This is a genomic window from Paenibacillus canaveralius, from assembly GCF_047238265.1.
Lineage (GTDB): Bacteria > Bacillota > Bacilli > Paenibacillales > NBRC-103111 > Paenibacillus_F.
This window is the reverse complement of sequence record NZ_JBDFMM010000001.1, coordinates 2,198,444-2,216,677: the sequence shown is the minus strand read 5'-3', so window position 1 is coordinate 2,216,677 and position 18,234 is coordinate 2,198,444. Positions and strand designations below refer to the sequence as shown.

At 57.1% G+C, this 18,234-nt stretch carries 13 protein-coding genes and 1 pseudogene; 7 read left to right on the top strand and 7 right to left on the bottom strand.

From position 1 onward, the window contains the following. Positions 1-33 precede the first annotated feature (33 nt). The 3 genes and pseudogenes from ABC395_RS10455 to ABC395_RS10445 all read right to left on the bottom strand — a co-directional run bounded on the left by ABC395_RS10455 (position 34) and on the right by ABC395_RS10445 (position 5,399). Positions 34-2,281, bottom strand: a pseudogene (locus tag ABC395_RS10455) (DEAD/DEAH box helicase). Positions 2,282-2,370: 89 nt separating this feature from the next. Then, positions 2,371-3,873, bottom strand: coding sequence for a phytoene desaturase family protein (locus ABC395_RS10450; RefSeq protein WP_413002793.1), 1,503 nt, complete (start codon positions 3,871-3,873; stop codon positions 2,371-2,373). 2 nt (positions 3,874-3,875) lie between these two features. Beyond that, on the bottom strand, positions 3,876-5,399 hold the full coding sequence (locus tag ABC395_RS10445) for a phytoene desaturase family protein (protein WP_413002791.1): 1,524 nt from the start codon (positions 5,397-5,399) through the stop codon (positions 3,876-3,878). Between the two features lie 172 nt (positions 5,400-5,571). Between ABC395_RS10445 and ABC395_RS10440 the strand changes: the two genes are divergently transcribed. The 4 genes from ABC395_RS10440 to ABC395_RS10425 are packed head-to-tail and all read left to right on the top strand — an operon-like array spanning position 5,572 to position 9,995. Further along, positions 5,572-6,477, top strand: a complete 906-nt coding sequence (locus ABC395_RS10440; protein ID WP_413002789.1) for a phytoene/squalene synthase family protein — start codon at positions 5,572-5,574, stop codon at positions 6,475-6,477. Next, a complete protein-coding gene (locus ABC395_RS10435) occupies positions 6,471-7,310 on the top strand; it encodes a carotenoid biosynthesis protein (RefSeq protein WP_413002787.1) in 840 nt (279 codons plus the stop codon). Before ABC395_RS10440 ends, ABC395_RS10435 begins: the two co-directional genes overlap by 7 nt. A gap of 19 nt (positions 7,311-7,329) precedes the next feature. Continuing rightward, entirely contained in the window at positions 7,330-8,445 is a 1,116-nt protein-coding gene (locus ABC395_RS10430) for a glycosyltransferase family 2 protein (RefSeq protein WP_413002785.1), read from the top strand. Continuing rightward, on the top strand, positions 8,442-9,995 hold the full coding sequence (locus ABC395_RS10425; protein ID WP_413002783.1) for a phytoene desaturase family protein: 1,554 nt from the start codon (positions 8,442-8,444) through the stop codon (positions 9,993-9,995). Before ABC395_RS10430 ends, ABC395_RS10425 begins: the two co-directional genes overlap by 4 nt. Here ABC395_RS10425 and ABC395_RS10420 read toward each other — a convergent pair. Beyond that, on the bottom strand, positions 9,968-10,225 hold the full coding sequence (locus ABC395_RS10420; protein ID WP_413002781.1) for a hypothetical protein: 258 nt from the start codon (positions 10,223-10,225) through the stop codon (positions 9,968-9,970). The two genes, ABC395_RS10425 and ABC395_RS10420, sit on opposite strands and share 28 nt — an antisense overlap. Positions 10,226-10,338: 113 nt before the next feature. Between ABC395_RS10420 and ABC395_RS10415 the strand changes: the two genes are divergently transcribed. Further along, positions 10,339-10,941 carry a nitroreductase family protein gene (locus tag ABC395_RS10415; RefSeq protein ID WP_413002779.1) on the top strand — a complete coding sequence of 201 codons (603 nt, stop codon included), beginning with the start codon at positions 10,339-10,341 and terminating at the stop codon, positions 10,939-10,941. 42 nt (positions 10,942-10,983) lie between these two features. On the opposite strand, the gene ABC395_RS10410 is transcribed toward ABC395_RS10415, so the two are convergent. Further along, the gene (locus ABC395_RS10410; protein WP_413002777.1) at positions 10,984-11,958 is read right to left on the bottom strand and encodes a metal-dependent hydrolase; all 975 of its coding nucleotides are present in this window, start codon (positions 11,956-11,958) and stop codon (positions 10,984-10,986) included. A 485-nt stretch (positions 11,959-12,443) separates the two neighbouring features. Between ABC395_RS10410 and tlp the strand changes: the two genes are divergently transcribed. Continuing rightward, positions 12,444-12,671 (top strand): small acid-soluble spore protein Tlp, encoded by a 228-nt coding sequence (gene tlp / locus ABC395_RS10405; protein WP_413002775.1) that lies wholly within the window; start codon positions 12,444-12,446, stop codon positions 12,669-12,671. A 137-nt stretch (positions 12,672-12,808) separates the two neighbouring features. On the opposite strand, the gene rnz is transcribed toward tlp, so the two are convergent. Beyond that, on the bottom strand, positions 12,809-13,744 hold the full coding sequence (gene rnz / locus ABC395_RS10400; RefSeq protein ID WP_413002773.1) for a ribonuclease Z: 936 nt from the start codon (positions 13,742-13,744) through the stop codon (positions 12,809-12,811). 324 nt (positions 13,745-14,068) lie between these two features. Then, on the bottom strand, positions 14,069-17,512 hold the full coding sequence (gene metH, locus ABC395_RS10395) for a methionine synthase (protein WP_413002772.1): 3,444 nt from the start codon (positions 17,510-17,512) through the stop codon (positions 14,069-14,071). Between the two features lie 252 nt (positions 17,513-17,764). Here metH and ABC395_RS10390 point away from each other — a divergent pair, with 252 nt between their 5' ends. Further along, a complete protein-coding gene (locus tag ABC395_RS10390) occupies positions 17,765-18,175 on the top strand; it encodes a c-type cytochrome (protein WP_413002770.1) in 411 nt (136 codons plus the stop codon). Positions 18,176-18,234 lie beyond the last annotated feature (59 nt).

Here is an 18,234-nt window from a genome sequence, read left to right as displayed (position 1 = left end):
AGTTGAAAAATTAGCCGTCACAAGGCTCTAAGTTTACAGCTGGTCCAGCAGCTTAAGACTGGTCCGCTTCGCATGAACCCCTTCAATCTCACTTCCGATGCATGACGGACAGCCGTCTTCACACGCGCATTTCCGGATGAGATTTTTGGCGGCCTGTTTAACTTCCTCGAAGCGGCCGTACACTTCCTCGGCAAGACCGATTCCGCCGGGATAATGATCGTATATGAAAATCGTCGGCAGGCCCGTATGGGCCGCTTTGATTTGGGAAACGACGTGAAGGTCGCTGCGGTCGCACATGACCAGAACGGGTGCGATATGCCGCAGGACGTTTGAAATTCCGAGCAGAAGCTGCTCCAGCGTTTTAATGCCGAGCTCCGGATCGACCTCGGCAAGCTCCACCCAGGCCGCGCTTGTGTGAAGCTCTTCTTCGGGCAGATGAATAGGACCGGAACCGATATTTTCAAAGGTGCTCAATTTGATTTTCTTGAAAATAGTCGGCATCGCGTTAACCGTCACGTCTCCGTAATGCAAAGCCGACTTCGCAAGACTCCTCGTCTTGTCAATCTCCAGCACTTTCAGCTGGACGGCCAAGTTCGCATCCGTGTAATACTCCACGTCCACTTCGCGGACGTACGCTTTTTTGTGCTCCCAATCGAGCTTTTCGACCTGATACTGCACGCCTTCGTGCAAATAGATCGCTTCGTCGTGCAGGAGCGTCATGGCGCTGAACCGGTCCATTTCCCCGATAATCCGCACGTTCGCCACATCGGACTGGTCGATAATGACCACGTTTTCCTGGGACGCCGACCGCAGGCTTATATTGCTGGCGGGAAAAGACTGGTCCGCCCAGTAGAACGTGTCCGCATTGCGGTGCAGCACGCGCTCTTCCACGAGAAACTCCATAATCTCGGTAACCGCCAAAGGCCCGTACTCCTCCGTCTCCTTGAAGGGCAGCTCGTAGGCGGCGCATTTCAGATGATCCACGAGAATAATCAGATTCTCCGGGTTGATCCGGGCGGCTTCCGGGGTTCTCTCAAAAAAATACTCCGGGTTCTGCACCACGTACTGGTCGATAGGCGTGGAACTCGCGACCATGATAATGAGCGCTTCCCCGTGACGCCGTCCCGCCCGTCCCGCCTGCTGCCAAGTGCTCGCGATACTTCCCGGATAGCCCGTCATCACACACACCTGGAGCTGTCCGATATCGACGCCGAGCTCCAGCGCATTCGTACTGACAACGCCGAGAATTTCGCCGTCCCGGAGTCCTCTTTCGATTTCCCTCCGCTGTTTCGGCAAATACCCGCCCCGGTATCCCCGGATGGATTTCGTGCCGATTTCGTTTTTGACGAGTTCCTGGATATGGCTCAAAATAATTTCGACCCGTACGCGGCTTCTCGCGAAAATAATCGTCTGGATTTTATTTTTCAGAAATTGCTTGGCCAGGCTGTTGACTTCCGCTGTCGCGCTCCGCCGGATATTGAGGGGCTTGTTCACCACGGGCGGGTTGTAAAACACGAAATGCTTCCGTCCTCTGGGAGCGCCGTTATCGTCGATCAGCCTCATCGGAGAGCCGGTCAGCTGTTCGGCCAGCTCCTTGGGGTTGGCAATCGTGGCGGAAGTACAGATAAACACCGGATCGCTGCCGTAAAACTTGCAGATCCGTTTCAGACGCCGGATGACGTTCGCGACATGACTGCCGAATACGCCCCGGTACGTGTGCAGCTCTGTCGATGACGATATATTTCAAATTCTCGAACAGGCTCACCCATTTGGTATGATGCGGCAAAATGGCGGAGTGAAGCATATCCGGATTCGTAATGACGATATGCCCGGCTTTCCTTACGACCTGCCGGATGGCCGGGGACGTATCCCCGTCGTACGTGTAGCTTTTGATGTCGATGCCCATTTCGCCGATGATTTCGTTCAACTCGCTCTTCTGATCCTGTGCCAGCGCTTTCGTCGGGAACAGATAGAGCGCCCGGCTGCTATCGTTATCCGCGATAGCCTGCAGGACGGGCAGATTGTAGCAGAGCGTTTTGCCGGAAGCCGTGGGCGTCACCGCCACGATGTTTTGTCCGGCGTGCACCGTCTCGTAAGCAGTGTGCTGATGGGTGTACAGCTCCGTGATCCCCCGCTTTGCCAGAGCCGACTTGATCCGGTCGTCCACACTGCCGGGTACGGCTTTTGTTTTTGCTTCCTGGGGTTCGATCTCGTGCCAGTTCACTATATTTTCATCGGTCCGGAGTTCCTGAATTAATTCGGCAAGCTGTTTCTTTCTCATGATTCGCGTCCCTTCTTAACCTCGACTGCTTAGAACGGCTGTTCTCATTTATTATACGCTTCCCGGGCAAAAGAAAAAAAGCCCCAGTTTTATACGGGGCTTTCGTTAAGACAAATACCGGCGCCGGGCGCAAGGGCAAGATCATCCCGGCCCATCGCCTCGTCGAGCAGCTTCGCGCCCTGCATCACGATCGGGATTCCCCCGCCGGGATGCACCGAGGCACCGACGGCGTACAAGCCCCGGATCGGATACGGCTTGACCTGGGGCCGGAATACGCCGCTCTGAAGCAGGGTCGGCGCGATGCCGAAACTTCCTCCGGCATAGAGCCCGCCGGCAAGCGAATCGTGCGGGGTCCGCACTTTACGCCACCGGACCGACTTGCGCAGCCCGGCGAAGCCGCGTTTTTCCACTTCGTCGATGACGGAATCGGCGAGCGCTTCCGCCCCGCTCCAATCGAGATGCTCACCGGACGGAACCGGCACGAGCATGTACAGCACGCTGTGCCCTTCGGGCGCCAGGGAACCGTCGATCAGCGACGGGTTGAACACATAAATGCACCGCTTCTCGGGCACGACTCTGCCGTGAAACACATCCTTCATCATACCGTCGAAATGATCGGAGAAATAGAACTGGTGCACATCCTTATCCGCATAAATGGTGTCCACTCCCAAATAAATAAGCAAGCAGCCCGAAGAGGGCGTAAACTTTCTTCTTCCGGCGGAATGCTTTCCGTCAAAAAGGCCCGATGCTCCCGGAAAATCCCCGTTGAGCACCACACGCTCCGCCCCGATCTCCTCGCCTCCCGTTGAGATTCCCCGGCATACGCCTTCCGCATGAAGAACGCGCTCCACGGTGCGCCCGGTATGCACGCGCACGTTTCTGGCCAGCAGCTCCTCATGGAGCGTTTTCGCAAGCCCGGCATATCCTCCCTGCACATACCAGATGCCGTGGGCATGCTCCGAGTAAGGCACAAGCGAATACAGGGCCGATGTGTCTGCTGGATTGCCCCCGATGTACAAGGTTTGGAACGAATACGCCTGACGGAGGCGCGGATCGCGGAAAAATCTGGCGGCATCCCGGCTTACGCTGAGATAGGCCCGCATCCGGAGAAGCTCCGTCGTGTTTTTTATCGTAAAAAAGTCGCGCTTGCGCAGGAACGACTTTTCCAGAAACGCGGCCCGTCCCCTTTCGAAGCGGACCTTCATTTCTTTCATATAGGCCCGGTACCCGTCCGCTTCGCCCGGAAACAAGCGCTCGATTTCATCGATCTGGCGCGCTTCTTCCCGCCATTTCGTGAACACCGTTCCGTCCGCAAAATGAATGCGGTACAGCGGATCGCACGGGATTAGCGGAACCCTTCCGGCAGGGACGCCCGCCTCTTCCAGAATGCCGCGGATCATATCCGGCAGCAGGACGATAGTCGGCCCTTGGTCGATCTTGTAGGTTCCGTTTCCTTCGTACGCCAGGCGCCCGCCCAGAACCGGCTCCCGCTCGTAAAGCGAAACTTCGTGCCCGCGCCCGGCGGCATACAAAGCGGCGGTCATTCCCCCGATGCCGCCGCCAACGATGATCGTGCGGTTGCGCTCTCTCATCGTCATACCTCCCGCGCCCCGGCTGTCCGGCGGAAGCGCTCCGCCGCCGTATATTTGGCGGCGATGCCCCTGGCCGTGATGCGGGCCGACTCCATAATCGTCGGCAGTCCGCTGCCGGGATGCGTGCCGCCTCCGACCAGCCAGCAGCCTTCCGCTTCCTCGAAGCGGTTGTGAGGGCGCAAATACATCATCTGGCTGAGATTATGCGCAAGGTTGAACGTCGCGCCTTCGTAGACATGATGCTGCCGCTCCCAGTCCAGCGGGGTGATCATTTTTTCGCCGACGATATGCGACGACACCCCCGCGAACCCCGCCTGTTTTTCCAGCTTCGACAGAAGCAGCTCACGGAAGCCGTCTTTCTCCGCTTCCCAGTCGATGCCGCTCGTGTTGTTCGGAACCGGAGCCAGAACGTAAAGTCCACTGCAGCCGGCAGGCGCCAGGGTCGGGTCGGTGACCGCGGGGTTCTGCACGTAAACGGACGGATCTTCCGACAAAATTTTGGACGTGGCGATTTCATGAACGTTCCGCTTGTAATCTTCCGCGAACAGAATCGTATGATGCGCTCCTTCATATACTTTGTCCAAGGCGAGATACATCATAAAAGTCGAGCAGGAATACGACTTCTTCCCGAGACGGCGGGGCGTGTACTTTTTCAAAACACCGGGTTCAAAAAGCGTGTTCATCGCCTGGGCGAAATCCGCATTCACGATAACCTCGTCGGCCTCCACCTTTTCACCGTCCGCCAGTTCGATCCCCGTTGTCCGTCCGTTTTTCACCAGTACCCGCTTGACCGCACAATCCGTATGGATTTCTCCGCCGTATTCTTCCACGACCCGGGCCATCGCCCTTGAAATTTCGCTGACTCCGCCGATCGGATGATAAATGCCGTAGGCATGCTCAATATAAGAAAGAATCGTAAAGGCACCGGGACATTCCCATGGCGACATGCCCAAATACTTGGCCTGGAAAGTAAAAGCGAGCCGCAGCCGCTCATCCGTAAAATAAGAAGCCAGACACTGATAAAGAGACTTATGAACCGTCAGCTTCGGCAGCGCTTTAAGAAAACGGGGATGTAAATAATGAAGCAGCGAATCGTGCTTGTTCTGCAAAATAGGAGAAAGCGCCTTCAGTTTCGCTCCCTCCTCGCGCATAAACCGGTCGTATCCGGGCCCGTTTCCAGGAAAAATACGTTCGATCTGCTCCACCATCGTATCCCGGTCCCTATGAGCGTAAAATTCGGTTTCTCCGAACACGAGCCGGTACATCGGATCGATGGCCTTAAGCCGGACATAATCGTGAACGCTGCGCCCGGCATCTTCGAAAAGTTCTTCCAGAATATACGGCATATTTAAAAAAGTCGGTCCCCGGTCAAACCGGTAATCCCCGAGTGTGAGGGATGAGTTTCGTCCCCCGACGTCAGGCCGGCTTTCAAACACGCTCACTTTGTAGCCCTGACTTGCCAGAAGCATAGCGGCGCTGAGACCTCCCGGTCCCGCTCCGACAACGGCTATATGCCTGCTTTTCATCTTGTAAACGACCTCCTCTGTCTAACGTTTGGGCGGGCAAGTGGACTCGAAAATATTTTTATGTATAATGTTAGTATAATGTATTCCGTCATTTTTGAAAACAATTGAGCTTGTTTGTACAATGTTTGTTATATGTATGAGCTTTTAAAACTTCCATCTTGAGGTGATCCTGTTGCACGCTGCCGACCTGGAAAACGCTTACCAATACTGTGAAAGTATCGTCCGCAAGCATTCCTCCAGCTTCTACCGGGCCTTCTCTATTTTGCCCGAGAGCAAACGGAAGGCAGTTTGGGCCGTCTATGCCTTCTGCCGTACCGTTGACGATATCGTCGATGAAACGCCCGAGGATGCCGGGAAGATGCTGGGTGAATTTGAGCAATCTTTCAACCGGCTGCTGGAAGGGAACCCCGACAAGGGGCCCGGCTGGACCGCGCTTGCCGATGTATTCGGCCGCTATCCGATGGAGCCCGGGCCGTTCCGGGATATGATTGAGGGACAGCGCCAGGATCTGACCAAATTCCGCTACGGCAGCATGCAGGAGCTGGAGCGGTACTGTTATCTGGTCGCCGGCACGGTCGGGCTGATGCTGCTCCCCATCCTTACGGACCGGATTACGCCGGTACTCCGCGACAAAGCGATCCGGCTGGGCGTCGCGATGCAGATCACCAATATTTTGCGCGACGTCGCGGAAGACTACGGCCGGGGCCGTGTCTATCTCCCGGAAGAGCTGATGACGCGCTTCGGCTATCGTGCGGAGAACATTACGGCGGGCATGACCGCTCCGGGATGGCGTCCCCTGTTCGAGCACCTGGCCCGCCGGGCCGAACAAGACTACAGGGAAGGCTTATCCGCCCACCCGTATTACCCGCGCGACAGCCGGGCCTCTCTCTCGGCCGCCGGACTCATCTACCGAGAGATCCTGGTGCAGGCCGGAATGCGCGGCGGCGACGTGTTCAGCGGCCGCATACGCGTGTCGGGAAAGCGCAAGACGGCGATTCTGCTTACTCTCCTGCTTCAGCGCGGGACCTGGAGGAAGCCTCAGCTCCTACCGGGATCGGAGAGCAGCCTCACATGCTGAAGCCGCTTCTGTACGTCTACGCGTTCTGGTTTCTGTGCGGCTTCGTTCTGCTGCTCGCGGATCTGCTGCCTCCTTGGCTGGAGTGGGCCAACAGCGTCTACCTGATGCTCGGCGGAATCGCGGCGCTGCTCTGGGTGCGCCGGGAAGCAGGCAGTCGCCGGATGCTTCTTTTCCTCGTCCTTTGCGGCGGCTTGTCGTTCTTCTCCGAATGGTTCGGTTCTCATACCGGCCTGTGGTTCGGCCGTTATTCGTATACGGACCGTTTTGCCCCGCTTCTTTTCGGGGTCCCGCTGGCGATTCCGATGGCTTGGTGCATGATACTCGCCATCGCCAAATGGTTCGTCCGCGGCGGGGGAATACGCGCAGCCGCGGCCGCGGGCGGAATCGCGGCGATGATCGACCTCGTGCTCGATCCCGTTGCCGTACGGCAGCGGTACTGGGTGTGGGCCGATCCGGGAGCGCTGTCTTTCCACGGCGTGCCCTGGACCAACTTCGCCTGCTGGTGGATCACCGCCTCCCTGATTTACGCGTGCTGCATGCGCTGGAAGCTGCCCCGGCGCCGCCGGGAGCTTCTTTCGCCAGGCCGGACGACGGGCCGCCTAACCGCTCTAATACGTACCGCCGATGTCCAGGCCGCCGCCCCGCTCCTTCTATTCGTTACGCTTGAGCTTCTGTTTCTCGCTCTCGGCAGTTCATTCGGGCTCTGGCCGGCCGTTTTAATCAACGGAAGCGGAGCCGCTTTGCTTCTGCTGTGGAGATACGCCGCCACAGAACGGGCAGCCGGCGGAAGCCCGCAAGACCCGCCGGATCTTTTTGTTCATCCGCGTTCCTGACTGAAAGGGGAGAAACACCATGATTGTTTCGCTCATTGGCGCCGTCACGCTCTTTTTCACCGTATGGCTCCTGTGGAACATAAAGCAGTGGCCGAAGGTACGGGCGGGCGTTCCCGAGGCTTTTCCGCGGGTGTCCATCCTGGTGCCGGCACGCAACGAGGAGCGCGGCATCGTAAGATGCGTCGAAAGCCTCGCCGCCCAGAACTATCCCGACTTCGAAATCCTCGTCCTCGACGACCGCTCCGAAGACCGCACGCCTGCGCTGCTCGCCGGGCTTGCCCGGCGCCACCGGCATATTCGCGTGCTGCACGGCAGGAAGCTTCCCGAGGGCTGGGTCGGGAAAGTTCACGCCTGCCATCAGCTTTACGAAGCGTCGTCCGGGAGCTGGCTGCTTTTCGTCGACGCGGACACGGTACATACGCCTGACATGCTCCGTTCGGTCCTGCATACGGCTTTTATGCGGGAAGCCTCGTTCGTTACGGGCTTTCCGCGCGTTCTGTCCGCACATGCTTTCGGATGGCTGATCCTGCCGATGCTGCATTTTATTATCGCGCTCCATCTGCCCGTCCGCTTCGTAGCGCGTTCCCGGGATGACCGTTTTATGGCGGCTCACGGCGCTTTTATGCTTTTTTCCAGAGAAGCTTACGAGAAGATAGGCGGACACGCCGCTTTTAAGACGGAAATGGTTGAGGACATGGCCTTGGCGCGTGCCGTGAAGAAAGCGGGCTTTCAAGCGGACCTGCTTGATATAACGCCCGTGACCTCCTGCGAGATGTACGAATCGCCGCGCGATGTGGTGGAAGGGTTCACCAAAAATATTTTCCTGGGCGTCGGCCGCTCCTCCGCGGCGCTTCTTGCCCTGCTTTTTTTGTACGGGTCGCTTTATGTATGGCCGCTGTTCGGCGCCCTTTTCGCTTTTGCCCAGGGAAACCCGTATGAAGGAATCTTCTGGGCGGGGATTTACCTGCTGGGGGTCCTCCAGAAACGGACGGTCGATCACCGGTTCGGCACGAAAGGCCCGTGGCACTGGTTCCTGCCTCTTTCATTCGCGGGTCTGGGTTATATCGCGCTTCGCTCCTGGTATATCGGAATAACAAGACGGGGCTATTCTTGGAAAGGCAGGGTTTACAGATGAATCGCACACCCCAAGGTGTCATAATCGGGGGCGGAATCGGAGGGCTTGTCGCTTCGATCAAACTTGCTTCCTTAGGATACAAGATTACACTGCTTGAAAAAAACGCCTCTCTCGGAGGCAAGCTCCAGGCCCACGCTTACGGCCCTTATTCGTTTGATTTCGGGCCTTCTACCATGACGATGCCCTGGATCTTCAAACGGCTTTATACCGAGTGCGGCGAGCAGCAGGATCCTGCGCTCCAGTTCGTCAAACTTGACGTGAACTCCCGCAATTTTTTCCGGGACGGGTCCGTAATCGATTTGTCGGCGGACCCCCATTTTATGGAGGAACAGCTGAAATCTTTCTCCGCCCGCAACCGTCAGGGCTTTAAAAACTACCTGCGTGAAGTGGAACGGATTTACCAGATCGCGGAACGGCAGTTTTTCTCACGGCCCTTTACGAGATGGAGCGATTATGTGTCGCCCGCGCTCGGAATTTCCCTGCTCGGCGTCCGTCCTTTTACAACGATGAACAAATTCCACGAGACTTTTTTTGACGATCCCCGTCTGCTGGCCATGATGAACCGTTACGCGACTTACGTCGGCTCTTCCCCATACCGGACTCCGGCGACATTGTCGATGATCGCTTACCTGGAGCTGTTAAAAGGGGTCTATTACGTTCAGGGCGGCAACTACAAGCTGATCGAAGCGCTGGAAAGGCTGGCACGCAAAAAAGGAGTGGACATCAGAACGTCCATTCCGGTCGGGCATATCTCTGTGCGGGGCGGAAAAGTGCAGGGCGTGGAAACTCCCGGCAGTTTCGTTCCGGCTCAGTTTGTCGTATCGAATAACGATTATTACGCCACGCAAATAAACCTGATTCCGGATGAGTTCCGCAGTATCCCGGGAAGCATTTTCTTGGGTCAAACGTCGTCGGGCTTGTCCTCTTCGGGCTTTCTTATGCTCCTCGGCGTGCGTAAAATGTTTCCGCAGCTTCATCACCACAACCTGTTTTTTCCGGACCGGTATGAAACCGAATTTACCGAGCTTTTCGAGGACGCCGTCTGGCCGCGCAACCCGGCTCTTTACGTGTGCAACTCCTCTTATACGGAACCGCAGCGGGCCCGTCAGGGCAGAGGAAGCAATCTGTATATTCTTGCCAATGTTCCGGCCGCCGTTCCCGGCAGACTCGGAAGCCATCGTTCGGAACTCGCCTCCGTGGCGGATTTGTACAGAAGCCGTCTGACCGGCCTCCTGGAGAGACAGTGGGGCCTGCAGGGATTGTCCGCGGACACGGAAGTCGAACGCGTCTTCCATCCGGGAGACATTGCCGAAATGAGCGGTTCCATGTACGGTGCCCTCTACGGGCGGGCGTCCCACGGGCTGAAACCGACCTTCTTCCGGCCGTCCATCGCGGACCGCCGGATTGAAGGCCTTTATTATGCGGGCGGAACCACACATCCCGGAGGAGGAACGCCGATGGTCGCGCTAAGCGGTATGCTGGCGGCAGAGGCCGTATCACGCAATTACCCGGTTCTTGAAGGTTACGCGAGATCGGACGAATCGTCATAATCGTAGCGGATGCCATCCCCAGCGGCGGTTGTGAAGGCGCTCTGCTCCTGCAGAGCCTGCATGGAACTAAGCTGGAGCTTATGAAGCACCTCGCGGTATTCCTCGGCTTTCGTCTCCTTCGTCTCGCTGCGGATGGCAAGCTGAAGGGCTCTTTCAATCACAATGATATCCTGGCTTGTAAAGTTCATGTTCAGCACCCCCATTTTGTTAAAAAGAAGCTGTACTAGCATGCCCTGTTTTTTCCTCTGTCATACGCAGGTTTGTTTAGAATTCGCCGTTTGCGTCCAAATAAAGAGGTGTACCGTTTTTTGATATCGTCACTCAAAAGACAGGAGGAATGGTCATGCCGGAACATCGTTTCGACGTACAAAATGAGCGTCATGCCGCCTATGACATCAATCCGATCTTTCTTAACCGCTGGTCGTCGCGGGCTTTTCTCGAAAAGGAAATCTCGGACGACATTCTGATGAGCCTGTTCGAAGCGGCCCGCTGGGCCCCGTCCGCCAGCAATCTTCAGCCATGGCGTTATATTGTCGCACGTACGGACGAAGAGAAACGGGTATTCGCCGAATTTATTTCCCCTTCCAACAAATCCTGGTGCCTGAAAGCGCCCGTGCTGGCTCTCCTGCTTTCCCACACGCCTTCCCCTGCCGGAGGGGTGAACGGTTCCCATGCGTTCGACGCGGGTGCTTCCTGGAGTTATCTGGCACTGGAGGCGGTCCGTCAAGGGCTGATTTCCCACGCCATGGCCGGTTTTGACAGGGAAAGTGCCCGCCGGCTGCTTGGTGTCCCTGACGATTACGATATCCATACCGTTATCGCCATCGGCTATCACGGCAACACGGACACTCTCTCCGAACAGCATCTGCAGCGCGAGCAGCCGTCGGGACGGCGCGGGCTTGACGAGTTGTTATATGCGGGAAAATTCGGAAACTCTTTTGAATAAGTTCAAACCTCAGGCCGGTCTTCAAAGTCTGGGACCTCTCTTTTATACATAGGGAGGCTCCCAGGCTTTTTTCGTCCATCCCAAATGTTCGGACAGCACTTTCATTTCTCTATCCAGCGTCACATCTATGCCGAACGGCAGCTTGTGCTCATGCCAAAATCTCACTTCGCGCCATTTCACCACATATCCTTCCTCGTGCGTATCCCAGCTTACATGGCTGCTCTGCGCAAAAGCCAGAAATGCCCGGACACCTTCGGCAGCCATCGCCGCCTCGACAACCGGATGCGACCGGTCCTTGACGTAGGTATCTTTCAAAACGATTCTCGCTCCCCGCACCGTTCCGCTGTGAAAGCTGTCTTCCGTTTCCGCCGCAAACTGCCAGCTTCTCCAGGTCAAACCCGGGACCAGCAGCAGCGGACCGGATGCTCCGAACCGGTCTTTCACATACCCGCTCAACCGGCGGAAAAGAATCCGCTTATGAATCCATCTCGCGATTACATAAAAGAAACTTGCCGCATATACGGCGGCCATCCACAATCCCGGATTTACGGCTCCCGCCGCCCACAGCAGTGCCCCGCCTCCATGCAGCGCCAAGAGAAACGGATCGGTAAGAGGCAGAATATCTAGATGGAGCCAGCGAGAGGAAAAAGGCCTTAAACACTGCACGCCGTATGCGTTCAGCAAATCCAGCCCGACGTGAAGTATTACGGCCGCGGCCGCCCAGCCGAAGAGCAGAACGTAATGGTCCCACGTGCCGAAAACAGCGGCGGCCAGAGCGCTCAGCAAAGCGGGCCAGACCAGCAGGGCAGGCAGCGAATGCGTGATTCCACGATGATGCTTGAGGTAGACGGCATACCCTTTGAGGCGGGCGACCGTATCCAAATCCGGCGCATGCGAACCCGCTACGGTTGCGGCCAGCACCGCCTGAAGAAGCAGCGGATTTTGCGCGACTTCCGGCTGCAGTGCGGCCAATCCCGCCAGCGTGACTCCGAAAAGCAGATGACTGCCCGTATCCATGCTTATACCCTCCCTGGACTGCTGAACTCGGGACATCGGGCTGCGGGGCTTTTTGCAGCAGTGTCAGCGGCCGAAGTTACTGCGGAGGCCCACGCTGCAAGATTCTCCAAACCGCCGATTCACGGCGTGATCGAATGCCCGCCCGGACCATGGCATTCTCCGCATGGCACTCTTCGCATGGCACCGTTATGGCACCCTGATGGCACCGTTATGACACCGCCGGCACGCCGGCAGGAGCATCGGCAAGTACGGCTCCCGTTGTTTAACCGGGACTCCCGTTCAGCGAAGCGGACAGCCGCCTGTCATGCGTAGTCGCCGCCTCGTACGGCCGTTAAGCCTCCATCCCGCCGCTTGCCTCCCGGCGCCCGATCCCCTGGGTTCAGCCTAGCAAGCCCGCGTCATTGGAACGTTAGCAGAAGATGAAGATTTTATGAATACGCTCTGCGCCAAAAGCGAATCGTAGGAGATGGAAAGGAGGGATACCGATGGCCAAAAAAGATAACCGCGGGGATAATGCCGTTCATCTGAAAAACAGCATCCGGAACACGGAAGCCCGCCTTCATGAATCTCAGGAATATTTGGACGAGCATGCGGACGAAATTTCCGCAACGGAACAAGCGACGCTCGAAGCCAAGAACGAACGCCGCCGCCAAAGCGTGAGCAGCTTCAAAAGCGAACTTCAGGACGAAGCTAAGTTCGATACGACCGAGTGATTCCGGCACCCGCCGGTGGAGCGGAAGTAACCAGCGGCTCATGAAAAAGCTAACGCATAGAAAAAAGTCCCGGCTGGTGTGATCCCGCCGGGACTTTTTTCTATGCGTTTGTGTCTTGCGGGCCCGGACAGCCCGCCTCAGCTCTGCTTGCGCGGAACAACGTGGCTGTAGAAGTCTTCGGCCAGCCACGAATCCGGATGAATCGCTCTCGCTTCCTCCAGAAGACGATCGGCTCCCTCCCCTTGATAGCGCGAGGAGATGTGCGTCATGATCAGCGCGCCGACGCCGCCTTCCGAGGCCGTACGCGCCGCCTGTTCCGTCGTCGAATGGTCGTACGCCGCGGCAAGGTCTTCCCGCTCCGCTCCGAACGTCGCCTCGTGAACGAGCACATCGGCGCCCTCCGCCAGCAGGGCCGAATTGCCGCACGGCTTCGTGTCGCCGAGAATCGTCACCGTCCGGCCCTTGATCGAAGGCCCGACGAAATCGCTTCCGCGCAGCTCTCGGCCGTCCTCCAGCTTGACCGTCTGGCCCTGTTTCAGACGCCCGTAAAGCGGCCCGGCGGTGATGCCCAGCTCGTGCAGCTTCTCCTGCTGGAGCTTGCCCGGAAGGTCTTTCTCGACGACGCGGAAGCCGAAGCACTCGATCCGGTGCTCCAGGGGCGCGGCCTCGACCCGGAACGTCTCGTCTTCGAAGACAATTCCGCCTTCGGACGGGATTTCCCGGATAGCCAGCTCATAGTCGAGATGAACCTGGCTCAGCTGCAGGGACATGTCCACATACGCTTTAATGCCCTTGGGTCCGTAAATCGTAAAAGGCGTATCCCCGCCTTGATAAGAACGGCTGCTCAGAAGTCCCGGCAGGCCGAATATATGATCGCCGTGAAGATGCGTTACGAACAGCTTCTCTGACTTGCTCAGCTTGACGGGCGATCTCAAGATCTGATGCTGCGTTCCTTCCCCGCAGTCAAAAAACCAGATGCTCCCCCGCTCCGGCAGCAAATTCAGCACAATGGATGTCACATTACGGTGTCTGGCAGGCATGCCTGCGCCCGTTCCGAGAAAATACAATTCCACGACCCTGTTCCTCGTTTCTGCAGATGTCAGTTCCCTGCTTTTTAACATGCTATAAAAATTCGTTCCGGAAGTCAAACGGCCCCGTGTTCCGCGGAAAAGCTCCTCTAAAGTCTCCCCGTGATTCTTTCGCGAAAAGTAATTCCGTCCGGGACTGGGTTCCCCCGATTCCCTTCGCCCTGCTTCCCGCTTCCGATCCGCAAGAGGGCAAAAAAGACGGTTCTTCTCGGAAGAACCGTCCTGCTTTTCGCAGCCTGCCGGCCGAACCGGTGTTCAGCCGTCTGTTTATTCTTATATTTATAATCATTTTGCGGGCGGGACGAAACGTTAAACTTTATCGACGTTAAAATACCGCGCTTGAGGATGGGAGAACACGATGGCCGATACGGACGCCTCAGGCTCCATCATGCAGCCTTCGGTCAGCTCGATTCCGATATCCTCCGGCTTCATGAGCTCAAACAGCGGCTCCTGATCCTCCAGATTCGGACAAGCCGGATAACCGAACGAGAACCGCTGGCCGGTATACTTCGCCCCGAAACGCTCCTGCATCGTCATTTCCGCACTATCCGGAATGCCCCACACGTCGCGCATAATATGATGCACGCGCTCCGCGAAACCTTCCGCGACTTCGAGAGCGGTCGACTGCAGCGCATGGGAGCGAAGATAATCGCCCTGCTCGCGCCATTCGCGCGCCAGCTCGCTCACGCCCTGCCCCGCCGTGACGACGAGGAAGCCGATGTAATCCATAACGCCGCTGTCTACCGGCTTGAGGTAATCGGCCAGACACAGGAACGGCTCCGTTCCCTGACGCGGGAAGGTGAACCGCTTGAGCACTTTCGTCGTGTCCGCGGGATCGTAGACGACGACATCGTTTCCGTCCCCTTGGGCCGGGAAGAACCGGTACATCCCCTGGGCGCGGATGATGCCGTTCTTCTGCGCTTCGTACAGGATGGTGTCCACGGTGTCTTTCAGCTGCAAGGCCTTCGGGTCCTGCTCGGCGATGAGCTTATCGACCTTGCCTTTCAGACCGAGGTGATGCCCGAGGAGCATCTGCATGTTCACGTACGGCATGAGATGGCCGATCGGATAATCCCGCAGAACGTGGCGGTCCAGATCCGGCGGCACCGCCACCGGCAGTGTGCGGTCAACCGTGGACGAGAACACGCGCGTCAGCACCGGCATTTCCGTCCCTTCCTTGCGGCCGGCTTCCATCACATCGGAATCTTTGGCTTCCCGAAGTTCCTGGACAAGACGCTCCCGCTGCACGGGGTCGCTCAATTTGTTCGCGATGTCGAGACCGTCCATCGCGTCTTTCGCATACAGCACGAGGCCGTCATACTCCGGCGAGATGCGCGTCTTGGTGAACTTCCGCGTCAGAGCGGCGCCGCCCACCATGATCGGAACGTCGATTCCCGCGGTGCGCAAATCCTGCGCCGTGACAATCATCTGCTGGGCCGACTTCACAAGCAGACCCGAGAGACCGATTGCATCCGGCTTTTCTTTGCGGAAAGCCTCGATCAGCTGCTCCGGCGGAACCTTGATGCCGAGGTTCACGATCTGGTAGCCGTTGTTGGATAAAATAATTTCCACGAGGTTTTTGCCGATATCGTGGACGTCGCCTTTTACGGTGGCCAGAATGATTTTTCCTTTCACCGCAGACTCGTTCTTCTCCATAAACTGCTCCAGATAAGCCACGGACGCTTTCATCACTTCCGCGCTTTGAAGCACTTCCGCAACGATCAGCTCATTGTTGTTGAACAGGCGTCCGACTTCCGCCATGCCTTCCATAAGCGGACCGTTGATCACTTCCAGCGGGGAGTATTTCTGAAGCGCCTGCTCCAGATCGGGAAGAAGCCCTTCCTTCGTTCCCTCGACCACGTAAGAGGCCAGCCGCTCTTCGAGCGAAAGGGTCGAGATCTTTTCCTTCTTCTCAACCTTCTTTACCCGGAAATGAGCCACAAATTCGGCCAAAGTCTCGTCGTTCGTCTCATAAATGAGCCGCTCGGCAAGCGTTCTTTCCTCTTCGGGGATAGACGCGTAACGCTCCAGCTTCTCCGTGTTCACGATGGCGTAATCCAGGCCCGCTTTCGTGCAGTGGTACAAGTAAACGGCATTCAGCACCTCGCGACCGGCTTCGGGAAGACCGAACGAAACGTTGCTGAGACCGAGAATGGTTTTGGTTTGGGGCATCGCTTCTTTGATAAGCCGGATGCCTTCGATCGTTTCTTTGGCGGAACCGATATACTGCTGGTCTCCGGTACCGACCGGGAATACGAGCGGGTCGAAAATGATATCTTCGGCGTTCATTCCGTACTTGTGTACGAGCAGATCGTGAGAACGCTGCGCGACTTCCAGCTTGTCTTCGCGCGTAATCGCCTGGCCGCGCTCGTCGATCGTACCGACTACCGCCGCCGCACCGTAGCGGTGAATAAGCGGAAGCACCTTCTCGAACTTCTCTTCCCCGTCCTCCAGGTTAATGGAGTTGATGATCGCTTTGCCCTGCGAATGCTTCAGCCCCAGCTCGATGACACGCGTATCCGTCGAGTCGATCATGAGCGGAACCTTGATTTTTTTAACGACAAGCTCCAGGAACTTGGTCATGTCTTCCGTCTCGTCCCGGTCCGGGTCCTGCAGACAGACGTCGATGACGTGGGCGCCGCCCTTAACCTGGGCACGGGCGATCTCGGAAGCTTCTTCATACTTGCCTTCGGCAATCAGACGCTTGAACTTCCGGGAACCGAGCACGTTCGTGCGCTCGCCGACCATGTAAGGGCGGTTCTCCGGCTCGATGTATACCGTTTCGATACCGGACACGGCCGAGGGGTGCGTCCCAAGTTCGGTACGCGGTTTGTAAGCGCTCAGCGTTTCGGCCAGCGCACGGATATGAGCGGGAGTCGTGCCGCAGCAGCCCCCTGCGATGTTCAGCCAGCCCTGCTCGGCAAAAGCGGCCATTTTCTTGGCCAGGGATTCGGGCGACTCATGATAATGACCGTTCTCGTCGGGAAGACCCGCATTCGGATAACAAGAGATATACGTGCCCGCAAGCCCGGACAAGGTACGGATATGATCCCGCATGAATTCCGGTCCCGTCGCGCAGTTCAGACCGATCGAAATCGGATTGAGATGCTCCAGGGAAATATAGAAAGATTCGATATTTTGTCCGGCCAGCGTCGTGCCCATCGGCTCGATCGTACCGGAAATCATAATCGGCAGTTCGATACCCGTCGTCTTAAAAGCCCGCTGAATCGCGATTCCGCCCGCTTTTACGTTAAGCGTATCCTGGGAAGTTTCCAGCAGGATGGCGTCGACGCCCGATTCGATCAAGGCGACTGTCTGCTCGTAGTAGCTCTCTTCAAGCTCCTCGAACGTAACGCCTCCGGTTACCGAAAGCGTCTTCGTCGTAGGTCCGAGTGCGCCGGCGACATAACGCGGCCATTCGGGAGTTGAATATTTCCGGGCGGCTTCGACGGCCAGCTTGGCGGCGGCCACGTTAATTTCGCGCGCCTTCTCCGGTATATCGTATTCGGCCAGCACGACGCTCGTTGCCCCGAACGTATTCGTTTCAACGATATCGGAACCGGCTTCGAAATATTTTTCATGGATGCGCTGAATAACATCCGGACGCGTAAGAACGAGCATTTCATTACAGCCGTCGAGCTCTTCTCCTCCGAAATCGTCGGCCGACAAATCTTCCTGCTGGATCATCGTACCCATGGCACCGTCCAGAATGAGAATTTTTTTCTGTAGTTGTTCTTTCAAACTAGGTTTCATCGTCCACCCTACCCTTTCCACGAACCTCCTGCTAGAACGCGCCCTTTAACCTAGAAAAGCGCACAAGTTAAGAAATAGTTTAGCAGATACGTGGGGGGAAGAAAAGAAATTTGTCGTTTTTCCGCCGCAATACGCAGCGGATTGCAAAAGCCTTCGTGTTCGTCGTGCGAGAATAAGAATATCTCCGGGACACGGACGCCAAACTATAGGCGGGAAACTTTTACTGAATGTAATCGAACGGAGGTGATTACCATGAACAAACGGATGACAGTCCTGACCGGCATCCTGCTCGTGACCGCTGCACTGGCGGCCTGCGGCCAAAAGGAAACCGCGCCTACGCCTCAACCGACGACTCCTGCCGCAACGGCGTCGCCGACCGCTTCACCGGGCGCCGCTGCGGGCGGCAACGCTGCCGAAGGCGAAGGCAGCGGAAGCCAGACGGCTCAGGCCGAATCTCTCTATAAGGCCCAGTGTATCGCCTGCCATGGCGTCGATATGGGCGGCGGCGTAGGCCCGAACCTGCAAAAAGCGGGCAGCCGCCTAAGCGAAGCGGACGTGAAGAACATTCTTCTGAACGGAAGAGGCGGAATGCCCGCTTTCAAGGGCAATCTGAGCGACACGGATATCCAGGCACTGGCCGCATGGCTCGCCGCCAAGAAATAAGCCGCTTTTTCCACGCTAAACTATTCAACGAGTTATTGACCGACAAGCATACGCATCCG